Here is a 12,907-nt window from a genome sequence, read left to right on the forward strand (position 1 = left end):
AGGCTCACGGTGCAGGCTTGGACATCAGCCGGTATGCTATCGGATGATGAGTGGCAGGCGAAGCTGGCTCGCCGCCTGAGTCGTGCCCTGTTCGTGTCCCTTGCGCTGCACGTGGGCATCTTAGCGCTTGTAGCGTGGGTTCGATTGCCGCATCACGGCGAACGACCGCTTGCGTCCATCGAGATTTCGCTGGCTAGTCTTCCCGCACCCCAGGTGAAGACGCTTGAGCCTCAAAAAAGCCAACCGATCTCAAAAGAAAAAGAAGTAGAACGTCCCAAGCCGGTGCCGCAGAACAAGTCTGTCGACTCACCAAAGCCTGTCGAGCGTACCACGACGATCGCGCCGCCGAAGGCCGCTCCCGTTGCAAAGTCGGCACCTGTGCCGCCTCCGTCTGTTTCACCTCCGCCAGTATCTCCTCCGGTCACTCGGGCGAAATCATCGAATGACGTGATGAGCGAGATCATGAAGGATATCGAGCTGCCGCCCGATGCTCCAAAGCGCGGGGATATCAGTCCGGAGGAAAGACCCAAGGCTCCATCGGCGATGAAACTGCCGGATGTGCCGGTCGCGTCGGATACGAAAGACCTTGCAGGGAGACCGGTGGCGCAGAAATCTTCTTCGTCTCTGACGGAAGATTTGGCGAAGGACTTAGATGAAGAGTTCAAAAAAATCAAAAAGCTGGAAGTGCCCAAAACCGTAGCGTCAGTCGATGTTCCCTCAAAACCCACGCCCCAACCGGCTCCCCAGATTGAGGCAAAGGTGCCCAGTGTCAAAGCCGTCGACACAACGCTGAAGGTTCCAGGAATGGCTCCAGGGTCAAATGCCTATCTTGCACTGGTGCGCCAACGCATCAGTAATTGTTGGAGTGCTCCACCCCTGGATTTAACCAGCCAGGCTTATGTGGTTGTCGTCCAATTCAGGCTTCATCGAGACGGGAAAGTCACGGGTATATCCATCGAACAATCATCCGGGAATGAGTATTATGACTTGGCGGGGAAGCGGGCGGTACTGAGCGCAAACCCGTTACCGGTCTTTCCGGCCGATATTTCCGATTCGTATTTTGATGCCCACTTCACCTTTACCGTTGGCGAGCCCCAAGGATAAATTATGACGTTGCGAACGTTCGTGCTTGGCGGGTTGTGTACCATGGTCGGCCTCGTGTGGATCATCGAATCCGGGGCGGCCGACGTATTTCTCGAAGCGACGAGGCCGGATTTTCAAAAGATTCCGTTGGCGATTGCCGGAATTGAGAATCTGGGCGGGACGGAGTCACCGGAAGGGCGGGTGAAGCTCGGGAGTCGTATTGAGGAGGTGCTCAAGGCAGATCTACGTCGGTCTTTGGTGTTCGCTCTCGTCGATGTGAACGGCCTCGGCATCAAGCCCGGGCAACTTGGGGCGGAGCCGGATCCGTCTTTCAAACATGCGGTTGAGAACGGTGTGTCGGCCGTGGTGTGGGGACGCGCTGGTATCAAGAGCGGGAACAAAGATGCCGATGTAAATATGGATGGCTATGTCTATGACGCCGGGAATAACGAGGTGGTCGGTGGAAAACGCTATGTCGGCTCGACATCGGTGGTCCGACTGATGGCCCATCGGTTTGCGGATGAGTTGGTGTTCCGCTATGTCGGAGAACCGGGGATCGCTCGGACGAAAATCGCCTACGTGTCTGAGCTGGGTTCGGCGCGTGAATTGTTTCTGATGGACTATGACGGGTACGATCCACGGCAACTGACAGCCGACGGGTTTTTGAATTTAATGCCGCGCTGGTCCCCCGATCGCCGATTTTTGGTCTTTACGACCTATCGTAATCGGAACGCACAGGATATCGATCTTCTCGAGCTCGCGACCGGGAAACGCTGGACGCTGGTTTCGCAAGGGGGGCTGAACATCACTCCCGCGCTCTCTCCAGACGGGAATTTTCTGGCCTATTCATCCAGTTCCGAGGGGAATGCGGAACTCTATCGCATGGACACCCACACCAAAGCGGTGCAACGCCTGACGACCAATGCCGGCGGAGACCTCTCTCCGTCCTGGGCGCCGTCCGGTCGCGAGTTGGCCTTTACGTCCGATCGAAATGGCGGACCGCAAGTGTTCCTCATCAGCTCGGACGGCTCCAATGTGCGCCGATTGACCTTTGAGGGAGATTACAATGCTGCTCCCGCCTGGTCTCCTCGGGGGAATTGGATCGCCTACGTGTGCCGGACACCAAAGAAAGAGTACAAGCTCTGTTTGATCACGCCTGACGGGCAGAAACGTGTGCAGTTGACGACCGGGCCGGGAGTGGATGATTCCCCTTCGTGGTCTCCGGATGGACGCCACATTGTGTTTAGTTCGACGGCGGACGGGAAGAGCCATATCTATATGATCAATGCGGACGGGAAAGACTTGGAACGAATTACCTTCACGGGGACTCACAACAGTGCGCCGACGTGGTCTCCGGCGTCGTGATTTTTGTGCAAGGCATTGACGAGAATCGTCCTCCACGGTATGACAAAGAGAGAACGTCTGATTGAGAAGGGACGGGATCCAATGAAAACGTTAGCCATCATCCCCCTGCCAGTGATTCTCGGTCTGCTCCTCCTGGTAAGCCCGGCGTGTTCCAAGAAGGCGGTCCAGTCGGGGGGAGATACCCGTGCCTTACAGGAAGAGATGGCACGAGGTGGAGGGGCGAAAGGTGGGGCCAGTTCAAGTTTTCCCGATACGTCGTTGTCCGGAAGAGATGATGCGAGCGGTCTCCGGGGGTTGGACCGAAACCCCTCTGAAGAGCGACTCGGCGGCGGCACGGGTAGCGATGGCCACAACGGAAGCGGAACCAATGGCAATCGGCTGATGACCAAGTCTGATCCCGGGGCTGCTGCACGTCAGCTCGCTGAAATACGTGCGGAGCAGACGGCATCGGTTGCTGCCGGTTTGCGGGATGTGTTTTTTGGGTATGATAGCTTTTCTATCACCGATGAGGGGCGCCACGCGCTCAGCAGCGATGCGGAGTGGATCAAATCAAATCCGCAAACGCAGCTGAAGATTGAAGGACATTGTGACGAACGCGGCACCTCGGCGTATAACCTGGTGCTGGGGGAGAAACGGGCGAAAGCCGTTCGAAACTATCTTGTTGAGCTGGGGATAGCTCCTCAGCACCTCTCGGTCGTCTCGTATGGAAAAGAACGGCCGTTTTGCACAGAGCATGGGGAACACTGTTACTCGATGAATCGTCGAGGGCATCTCGTGGTCAAGGTGGGGAAGTAGTGTGTAGGGAAGGCCGCTCGTGTGCGCCTCTCTTCTCCGGAATCAGCCCATTGGAGTGCAGGATATGAAGTCTCAACTGCGAACCACGCATGGGGTCCTGCTTGGGCTGGCCGTGGGCGGACTCTTCTTGCCGGGCTGTGTCGCACAGCAGTCTGACCTGAAAAAGACCGAAAAAGATTTTAAGCAGACCAGTGCCAAGCAGACGCAAGAAATTACCACGCTGCGCGAGTATGAGATCCCCCAGTTGCGGGGAGAACTGGAGAAGGCGCTGCATCTGGCAAAGGATCTCCAGGCGCGACAGGAAGATCTCAAATATCGGTCAACGCAGGCGGAACAGCAGACGAAGAAGCTGGAGCAGTTGGCGGCGAAGCTGGAAACTGACGGCAGTACTCGTTATCTCTGGATGCAGAAGAGCTTTGAGACCCAGGATGCGAAGGTGTCCGCACGTCTGGACGATCTGTCGAAGGCGATGGAGGCGCTCAAGAAAGAGGTCATCGACGTCGTGCAACGGACGAATGAGGGTTTGGCCAAACGTGTCGATGCGAAGCTGGACGGGCATCAACGGGAGCTGGTGGATCATCAAAATCGGATGGAGCAGATCTCTCAAAAGTTTACGCAGTTCAATCAGGCGCTGACAGGGTTTCGAGAGGCGCTGACCGGTCTGAATGATCGTGTGGGTGAAGGGGAGCATGTCTCGAAGAATCTTGCCGCGAAGCTCGACGCGGATTCAAAAAATACGGCGACGCATGCAGAAGACGTGAATCGGAGCGTGGTCTCCATCACGAAGGCGCTTGAAGCCGTCGGAAAGAAGGTCACGGCTCGCCTTGATGAGCAAGACGGCCGTATTGATGCTCTGGTGAAGACGGTTGAACAGGTGTCACATAAGCCTGTGTCATCGCCCCAGGCTCCTAAATCTGTCCCGCATTCGTCGTCGGGGCCGAACGAGCTCACGTCGGAAGGAGGAGATGCATCAAAAGTTTCTTCCGGGCAGGATACATCCGGTGGTATGACGACGATTGTTCCGCCTCAAGAATCGCCGAAGTCGGAACCTGTTCAGGTGACGGCCGATCCCCCAGATCGGGTTCGCTATGAACGGTTGTTAGCCTTGTTTCGAGATGGCGATTTGGAAGGGGCCAGGCAAGGATTCGCCGGATTCCTCGATGAGTTCCCCAATTCGAACCTTGCGCCGAACGCAAGATTTTGGCTGGGAGAGTCTTATTTCGGAAAGAAAGATTTTCAGAAAGCCATTGATGCGTACGATAAGGTCGAGGTCGACTATCCGAGCAGTGAAAAGGTGCCGTCGGCCATTCTGAAGAAGGGCTATGCGTATCTGGCCATGAAGGACAAGAAGCGAGCCTCATCGGCCTTCAAACAGGTTGTCACCCTCTACCCTAAGAGCGTCGAAGCAGGGAAAGCATCGGATAAGTTGGTTCAACTGAAGGAGGGACGGTAACGCATGCGAGTCCGTACCGTCATATCCACAGCGATTATAGCGGGATGGTTGGGATGGGGGATGCTGGTGGCCGGATGCGCGAAGCACGCGGACTTCATGCAGATCCGCGACCAACTTTCGACCATCTCCAAAACGCAGGATCAAGATCATCAGCGGGTCGATGCCGTGGTCCGTCGCTTGGAGGCAATCGAGCGGAGCAAGGATAGCAAGGATACAGATGTCACCAAGTCACGATTTGATGACGTGACCGCTCGTATTCAAAAGCTGGAAGGTCGTCTTGCGAAGTTGGAAGAAACGGCCGGCCAGTCCTCTGCCAAAATGGACTCCTCATCCGAGCCGCGTGCGGCGAAAGCGGTGAAGTCGACACCCCCGGTTGAGGCTGTGGTGACGGCATCAGGCATCACACCGACCTCGGCGTTTAATTTGGCCTACAATGACTATCTGAGCGGAAAATATGAGCTGTCAGTTGCGGGGTTCCAGCGGTTCATCAAAGACTTTCCCGGCACGTCGCTGACTCCCAATGCCCAATATTGGTTGGGAGAATCCTATTATAACTTGAAAGATTATGGGCGGGCCATCCAGACCTTTGATTATCTTGTGGCGGAGTATCCGGGGAATGAAAAAATGCCTGCGGCACTCTACAAGCTTGGGTTGGCCACGGCTGAAGCCGGTGATCTTGCCAGATCGCGAAAGAATCTGAAACGGGTGCTTGAGGAGTTCCCCACATCGGACGAGTCCAAGTTGGCCAAGCACAAGTTGGCCGAGCTCCGATGAGCGTCCTTGCCGTTCGGTATCCTGCCTTGTTTCCATTCGCATCGTTCCCAAGGAGCATGGTGCCGTGCTGAAGACCGACGACGGTACGAAGATCCGTCTCCTGCCGGAAGACGTCATTGGGCGCATTGCAGCGGGTGAAGTGATTGAGCGTCCCGCTGCGGTCGTGAAAGAGCTTCTCGACAACAGCATCGATGCAGGGAGTCGTTCCATCTCCATCGAGGTGAAGGATGGAGGTCTCTCCTTGATTCGGGTGACCGATGATGGAGAGGGGATGAGTCGTCCCGATGCGATCTGTGCGTTTCAGCGCCATGCCACGAGCAAACTCCGGTCCGATGCAGATCTGTGGTCCATTCGGACGATGGGGTTTCGTGGGGAAGCGTTACCAAGCATCGCCGCCGTAGCGCATGTCCGGTTGCTGACCGCGACACGGTCCGATGAGGTGGGCACGAAGTTGGAGGTTGCCGGGGGGTTCGTTGGGAACATTACCGACGCGCCTCCAGTCGTTGGGACCAGGATTGAGGTGACGGCGTTGTTCGAGCATCAGCCTGCACGAAAAAAATTCCTAAAGTCCGCCCCAACGGAATGCACGCACATCATCCGAGTGGTGCAACAGGCGGCGTTGGCATGGCCGGCCATTCACTTTCGGTTCACCCAGAATGCGCAGGAACTGTTGAACTATCCATCCGTACGATCAGAAAGGGAGCGGATCGCCCAGGTTTATCCACGCGCGTTTCTCGATCACGGTCTTTCGCTCAACAGGGAGCAACCGGGCGCCCGGCTTACGGGGTATATCATTGACGCGATCCACGCCAAGCCCTCACGGATTCCGCAAGAACTGTTTGTGAATCGTCGACCGGTTCGGAACCTGACGGTGTCTCATGCCGTTGGAGAAGGGTATGGCTCTTTTCTTCCCCGGGGGAGTCATCCACGATTCGTCTTGTTCCTGGATGTGGATCCGGAGCGCGTGGATGTCAACGTGCATCCGACGAAACGGGAAGTGCGTTTTTCGGACAATGAGTTTGTCCATCAGCTTGTTCGACGGGCAGTTCGTCAACGGCTGAGCGGTGAAGGGAGCGCACCGGAGCCTGGCGACTCTGTGAAAGTAGACCAAGTTACTCCGTCTGTTGCTGTTTCGTGGCCGGATCCTTCGAGGATGGCCACGTCTCTTCCGACAGAGGCGGTATCCTTTCCGGGGCCAGGTTCCGAGATGCAGCTGGCGTTCGTCAGTGAAGCGGCGGAATCGTATGTCCGAGTCCCTGCCGGGGAAGTCGTGGCATTGGGACAGATCAATCGGACCTTCTTGGTCGCTCAAGTTGGTGGAGACTTAGTGGTGGTTGATCAACATACCGCCCATGAACGGGTTCTGTTTGAACGACTCTATCGGGCGTGGACGGCCCGCAGTCTTCAGACCCAACCGCTGCTCCTCCCTGATCCATTGGATGTATCCCCGGGTCATTCGGCCTTGATCCAACGGTATCAGGAGGATCTTGAGAAATTGGGGCTTGAGATTGAGCCGTTCGGCGCGACCACCGTTTTGCTCCGATCGGCCCCAGTTGGGCTTGGGCCTGTTGATCCGAAAGTGTTTTTGGAGGACCTCCTTGAGGACTTACAGCAATGGGAGCGAGTTCCGGCCCTTGAAGCTCGAGTACGATCGGTACTGGCATCGTTGGCCTGCCATAGCGCTGTTCGGGCAGGGCGATCTATGAAACCGGATGAAATCAAGGTATTGGTCGCGGAGTGGCGGTCAGAGGGAGAGATCACCACCTGTCCCCATGGAAGACGAACGTCGTTTCGGCTCAGTACCGACGATCTTGAAAAAATGTTCGGACGCGTCGGTTGGTAGGTCATGCGGGATCAAGCGGTAATCTCTGTTCGATGGATGTTGCGGAACGCAGAGGTTCTCTCCTGATCGGCAGTGATCTGACCATGGATGTGGAGATGGCACGTCGTCACCGGCCCTTAGTCGTCCTGCTGGGGCCAACCGCCGTTGGAAAAAGCCGAGTCGCGATACAGGTGGCCAAGTACTTGAACACCGAGATTCTGACGGCAGATTCGCGTCAGGTGTATCGTGGGATGGATATTGGCACGGACAAGCCGACCGTCGAGGATCGGCAGGTGGTGCCGCATCAGCTGCTGGATCTGGTGAGTCCAGATGAAACGTTCAATACCGGGTGGTATCGACGTGCCGCACTGGAGCATATCGAGCGGTTATACGTCGCCAACCGGCTGCCCTTCGTTGTTGGCGGGACCGGCCTCTACATCAAAACGTTGGTCAGAGGGTTGTGTCCGGCGCCGCAAGCTGATCCGATCGTGAGGGCGGCCCTCAAGGAGTTGAAGGAGCAGGCGGGACGACAGGGTCTGCATGCCGAATTGACGCGAGTCGATCCTGCCGCAGCGGCCCGATTGCATCCGAACGATGAGTCGAAGGTGATGCGGGCTCTGGAGGTGTTTTGGTTGTCAGGACGCTTGATGTCCGAGATGCAGGATGAACACCGGTTTCAGGAAGAATCGTTTTCTCCGCTGTTGATCGGGCTTCAGCGGACCACGGAGACGCTCTATCGAAGAATCGATGAACGAATCGATTGGCAGTTGGCTCATGGGATGGTAGAAGAGACGCGATCGCTGCTCGAGCGGGGATACGGACGTGAGCTTGGGGCAATGAAAGGGCTCGGGTATCGTCACATCGGTGCCTATTTGGCAAACGAATGTGATGAAGCAGAAATGGTACGTCTATTCAAACGTGATACCAGACGGTTTGCGAAGCGGCAGATGACCTGGTTTCGAAAGGAGCCCGGTGTCGAGTGGTTCTTGATTGATGAGGGTGAGGCGTTTGAACAAGTGGGGCGGCGAGTCATCACACGGATCGAACAATTTCTGCACGGCCATGAGGCCCCAAAGCACTCGTTAGCATGACGGACATAATAAGAAAAGGACTGGTATGCCAAGCAAGAAACAGCATGAGCGGGTAGCGGTTGGGGTGATCGGGGGAAGTGGGCTGTACGAAATAGAAGGCCTGACAGGCGCTCGCTCGATTCGAGTGCGTACGCCCTTCGGAGCCCCCTCCGATGTCATTAGGGTGGGCACGCTCGAGGGAATTCGGGTGGCGTTTCTGTCGCGCCATGGACAGGGGCATCTGCTCAATCCAAGTGAAATTAATTATCGCGCGAATATTTTTGCGCTCAAGTCCCTCGGGGTGTCGCACGTCATTTCGGTCAGTGCTGTCGGCAGCATGAAGGAGTCGATTCATCCAGGGCACGTCGTCGTGCCTGATCAATTCATCGACCTCACGAAACGCCGCGTCTCGACGTTTTTTGAGCGCGGTCTTGTCGCGCATGTTGCGTTTGGTGAACCGATTTGTAGGGAATTAAGTCAAGCGTTGTGCTCTGCCGGTGAACGGGTCGGGGCCACGCTACACCCGGGTGGCACCTACGTGTGCATGGAGGGGCCGCAGTTTTCGACCAAGGCGGAATCACGGCTGTACCGTCAATGGGGCGTTGACGTGATTGGGATGACCAATATGCCGGAAGCGAAGCTGGCACGTGAGGCGGAGCTGTGTTATGCCACATTGGCCTTGGTCACGGACTATGACTGCTGGCATGAGACGGAAGAGGCGGTCACCGTGGAGGCTGTGTTGGATACGCTCCACCGCAATGTCGCCTTAGCAAAGCAGATTCTCCGCACGGTGATGCCGGCGTTCGCGAAGCCGATTGATTGTGCCTGTCACCGAGCTTTGGACCATGCGATTTTAACCGCACCAAAACGGATACCACCAGCGGTGCGGAAGAAGCTTTCGGTACTCATCGACCGTGCCCTGACACCACAGAAAGGAGCTCGTTAGGCAATGGGGAAATTGTTAGTGGTCGGATCGGTTGCGCTGGATACAGTGAAAACTCCATTTGGCGAAGGGACGGAGATTTTGGGAGGGTCGGCGACATACTTCTCTACGGCAGCGAGTTTCTTTACATCGGTGGCGCTCATTGCGGTGGTCGGAGAGGACTTCCCCCAACAGCACGTTGCGTTTCTGAAGAGTCGCGGAATTGACCTGACGGGATTGGAGCGGCGACCAGGAGCGACGTTCCGCTGGAAAGGGGAGTACACGCATCAGTTGAACGAGGCGCATACCTTGGACACGCAACTCAACGTGTTCGAAACCTTTCGCCCCCAGATTCCCGAAGCCTATCGCGAGCCGGACGTTTTGTTCCTGGGGAACATTCACCCGGAGCTTCAGCTTGATGTGCTGCAAAAGGTCAAACGTCCCGGGCTGGTCGCCTGCGACACCATGAATTTCTGGATCAACGGTCAGCGAGAGGCCTTGTGGAAAGTGCTGGAGAAGGTCGATGTGTTGATCATCAATGACGGCGAAGCGCGTGCCTTAGGCCAGGACTCCAATCTCGTGAAAGTTGCGAAGGTAGTGCTGTCACGAGGGCCCAAACATCTCATCGTGAAGCGGGGAGAATACGGTGTGCTCATGTTCAATGAAAAGCAGGTATTCGGGGCACCGGCGTTTCCGCTTGAAGACGTGCGCGATCCGACCGGTGCCGGCGATACCTTTGCTGGCGGGTTTTTGGGCTATCTCGCTGCGACCGGAAACCGTTCGCCTGAGGCGATGAAGCAGGCCATCATCTTTGGAAGCGTCATGGCGTCATTTACAGTAGAAGCCTTTAGTCTTGACCGATTGCGAATCCTGGATTACAAAGAGATTCAGGCACGGTTCGCTGAGTTTAAGCGACTCACGCATTTTGAGGATGTATGACCGTCCGGAACAGAGCCCGACTCCATGAACGTCGAGTCTTTCGCGCAGTGCTATGGGTGGGACTCATCGGTCTCGTGGGCGGCTGTGCGAGCGAGAAAGAGGTCCTGCAAAAGTCACAGGGACACTATCAAGAAGGCGTGGCCAGTCTCCCTGGAGATCGGCAGAAGGCCTTCGTGTCGTTCCAGCGAGCAGTTCAGTTGAACCCGGACAACAAAGAAGCACGGTATGCCTTAGGACATGTCTACGCGCTGCAAGGCAAATTGCCCTCTGCAGAGGAGCAGTTTCGGGCGGCGTTGAAGATCGATGAGAACTACTCTGAAGCGCATACGTATCTGGGGCAAGTGTTAGCCAATCAGGATCGGTGGAGCGAAGCGGTCCAATCGTATCGATCGGCGCTGGCCAATCCCTTGTATCCGACGCCGGACCTGGCTCGCTTCCATCTCGGTCGCGCCTTGGCGCATCAGGGCGATCTTCAGGGGGCGATGGAGGCGTTTGAGGACGCGGCCTCCGCCAGTCCGCCGACGGTTCCGCCGGCGATGACGCATCTTGAACTTGGTCGTGTGTACTACCAGTTAGGGTATGCGACACGCGCGCGCGACGCGCTGAAGAAAGTGGCGACGTTGGATAAGGGGGGCGAGTTGGCGACAGCGGCGTCAGATCTCTTGACGCGATTGAAGTAGGAGACCTATGGAGTCGGTCGGCGAATTCTTTCGGCAGGTCCGTGAAACCAAGGGATTGACCATCGATGAGGTGGCGTCGAAAACCCGTATTCGCACGGATTTCGTCAAGGCGCTTGAGGACGGCAATTTTGCCAAACTGCCTGACCAGGTCTTTGCACGGGGGTTCGTACGGTCGTACGCGCGGTCGCTCGGGTTGGATGAAGAGGATGCGATTCATCGGTTTATTCAATCGGCCGGCTCCTTTTATGAGAAGCAAGATGAACGGGAACGGCTCAAGGTTCGTCAGGTTGAAGAGGATCGGAAGCGCCAAGCCAATCGGAAGGCGGTGGCGATCGCCATCGGGATCGCCGTTTTGACCTTGGTGTTTCTCTTGAGTCGTGAACAGTCCACCGTCTTTCGCCGTGGTGCCCCGGAGCAAACTTCTGCGACGAAGCGGGCCACTCAACCGAGTAAGGATGTGGCAGAATCCGGAACGCGTGAGCCTGAGCGTACGGTCGACGCAGCAAAACCGGCTGAATCGCCGACTGTCGTTCCCTCCAAAGCGACTGCAGAGACTCCGCGTCGGCAGGAACCAGCTGTGTCCGAGGTAGTGGCTTCACGTGTTGAACCCGAGGCGACGTCTGCAGGGTCGCTGGGTTCTCCCGGCAGTGATGGTCCGCTGGCAGGGATTGGTCTGAACGCGATTGAGAGTCGTGGCGATGGGCAATTGGTTTTGGATCTGGAAGCGACCGAGTTGAGCTGGGTCGTCGTGCAGATCGATAACGGGAGTCCGCAGGAGTCATTGCTTCGTCCCGGTGAAAAGGGCCATTGGACCGGGCAGGATCAATTTATTCTCACCCTCGGAAACGCGGGTGGCGTGAAGGCTGAGCTGAACGGCAAACCGCAAAAGCCATTCGGCCCAAGCGGCAAAGTCGCCCGCGATATTGTGCTGAAGCGGTAGTTCTCCCGCGCCGTGCTCATTTCTTTTCAAGCGATCAATATCAGCAAACGTTCACCAGCCTCAGTGAGGCGTGGATGGCCTTAGTGGGGCGCAAAGGTGTCACGAATAGACCAGATGCTGGAAACGGTGGTCCGGTAGGTCACGTAACCGGCGAGATTTGCATGCGTTCTCTTTGGCAGGATTGGCATGAGGCTTGAACTTCCTAAAATTAAGGTCAGAAAACAATCCTGGTGGTGCAGAGGGATGTTTTCTTGACAGGAATTTAGAGCCGTTGATATAGTTCGGGCGTTTAACTGAATTTGAAAGTAGAGGGGATGAGTCGGCGGCCTGACGATCCATTCAGGCTGGGTGGGTTTAACATATCAAGGAGGACATGTGATGGGGTATCTGTCCAAGTTTCTGGGAATCACTGCAGCGGTTATGCTTCTCTCCGTCTCGGTGGTGGGAGCAGAAGAAAAAGATCCGACCAAGCCTCGCGTTCCGCCGGATCAGATGGCGGATGCAAAGGCACTGAAAAATCCAGTTGCCTCGTCGCCGGAAAGCGTCGCTAAAGGCAAGGCCCTGTATGAAGGGAAAGGCACCTGCTTCAATTGCCACGGCAAGGCCGGCGATGGACAGGGCGAAGCGGGCAAGATTCTCAATCCAAGCCCACGCGACTTCACCAACTGCAAGTTCCACAAGAAGCGGAAAGACGGCGAGCTCTTCTGGGTCATCAAGAACGGTAGCCCGGGGACCGGTATGGTGTCCTTGATTCCAGCTGCTATCACCGAAGAAGAAGCTTGGAACATCATCAATTATGAGCGGAGCTTCTGCAAGGGCGAGTAATCCCTGCAGTGGACTCTCAATCAGATTGTCTGGTTACAGATGGGGGTGGGAAGCGGGCTTCCCACCCCCATTTTGTTGATCTCCGGTGATATTCGACGGAGAACGATCCTCGCCCAGTTGCTCAGTTCCCATCCACCTGCGTAGAAAGTCAGCTACCTCAAGTGCTTTACGACACATGCTCACCCCTCAGTTAGGGGGGATCGCAAGAATATCTGTCGAATCAGGTTGCAGGGGATTGC

12 protein-coding genes are annotated in these 12,907 nt (G+C 56.3%); all 12 read left to right on the forward strand.

Going from position 1 to position 12,907, the window contains the following annotated elements; translation table 11 throughout:
- Positions 1–9 precede the first annotated feature (9 nt).
- The 12 genes from ACYX34_RS06270 (at position 10) to ACYX34_RS06325 (ending at position 12,668) form a co-directional block, all read left to right on the forward strand.
- On the forward strand, positions 10–1,104 hold the full coding sequence (locus tag ACYX34_RS06270; protein ID WP_462075696.1) for a TonB family protein: 1,095 nt from the start codon (positions 10–12) through the stop codon (positions 1,102–1,104).
- A 3-nt stretch (positions 1,105–1,107) separates the two neighbouring features.
- Entirely contained in the window at positions 1,108–2,448 is a 1,341-nt protein-coding gene (tolB, locus tag ACYX34_RS06275; protein ID WP_462075697.1) for a Tol-Pal system beta propeller repeat protein TolB, read from the forward strand.
- A gap of 81 nt (positions 2,449–2,529) precedes the next feature.
- The gene (gene pal / locus ACYX34_RS06280; RefSeq protein ID WP_462075698.1) at positions 2,530–3,243 is read left to right on the forward strand and encodes a peptidoglycan-associated lipoprotein Pal; all 714 of its coding nucleotides are present in this window, start codon (positions 2,530–2,532) and stop codon (positions 3,241–3,243) included.
- A 64-nt stretch (positions 3,244–3,307) separates the two neighbouring features.
- Positions 3,308–4,696: a tol-pal system protein YbgF gene (gene ybgF, locus ACYX34_RS06285; protein ID WP_462075699.1), complete on the forward strand. Its 1,389-nt coding sequence runs from the start codon at positions 3,308–3,310 to the stop codon at positions 4,694–4,696.
- 3 nt (positions 4,697–4,699) lie between these two features.
- Entirely contained in the window at positions 4,700–5,470 is a 771-nt protein-coding gene (ybgF, locus tag ACYX34_RS06290; RefSeq protein ID WP_462075700.1) for a tol-pal system protein YbgF, read from the forward strand.
- A 64-nt stretch (positions 5,471–5,534) separates the two neighbouring features.
- Entirely contained in the window at positions 5,535–7,313 is a 1,779-nt protein-coding gene (gene mutL / locus ACYX34_RS06295; protein ID WP_462075701.1) for a DNA mismatch repair endonuclease MutL, read from the forward strand.
- A 95-nt stretch (positions 7,314–7,408) separates the two neighbouring features.
- Positions 7,409–8,383, forward strand: coding sequence for a tRNA (adenosine(37)-N6)-dimethylallyltransferase MiaA (gene miaA, locus ACYX34_RS06300; RefSeq protein WP_462075702.1), 975 nt, complete (start codon positions 7,409–7,411; stop codon positions 8,381–8,383).
- A 25-nt stretch (positions 8,384–8,408) separates the two neighbouring features.
- Positions 8,409–9,308, forward strand: a complete 900-nt coding sequence (gene mtnP / locus ACYX34_RS06305; protein WP_462075703.1) for an S-methyl-5'-thioadenosine phosphorylase — start codon at positions 8,409–8,411, stop codon at positions 9,306–9,308.
- Between the two features lie 3 nt (positions 9,309–9,311).
- A complete protein-coding gene (locus tag ACYX34_RS06310) occupies positions 9,312–10,223 on the forward strand; it encodes a PfkB family carbohydrate kinase (protein WP_462075704.1) in 912 nt (303 codons plus the stop codon).
- Positions 10,220–10,903 (forward strand): tetratricopeptide repeat protein, encoded by a 684-nt coding sequence (locus ACYX34_RS06315; protein WP_462075705.1) that lies wholly within the window; start codon positions 10,220–10,222, stop codon positions 10,901–10,903. Before ACYX34_RS06310 ends, ACYX34_RS06315 begins: the two co-directional genes overlap by 4 nt.
- A gap of 7 nt (positions 10,904–10,910) precedes the next feature.
- On the forward strand, positions 10,911–11,843 hold the full coding sequence (locus ACYX34_RS06320; protein ID WP_462075706.1) for a helix-turn-helix domain-containing protein: 933 nt from the start codon (positions 10,911–10,913) through the stop codon (positions 11,841–11,843).
- Between the two features lie 378 nt (positions 11,844–12,221).
- Positions 12,222–12,668 carry a c-type cytochrome gene (locus ACYX34_RS06325; protein ID WP_462075707.1) on the forward strand — a complete coding sequence of 149 codons (447 nt, stop codon included), beginning with the start codon at positions 12,222–12,224 and terminating at the stop codon, positions 12,666–12,668.
- The last annotated feature ends 239 nt before the right edge of the window (positions 12,669–12,907 follow it).

The sequence above is a fragment of the Nitrospira sp. CMX1 genome (assembly GCF_054902215.1).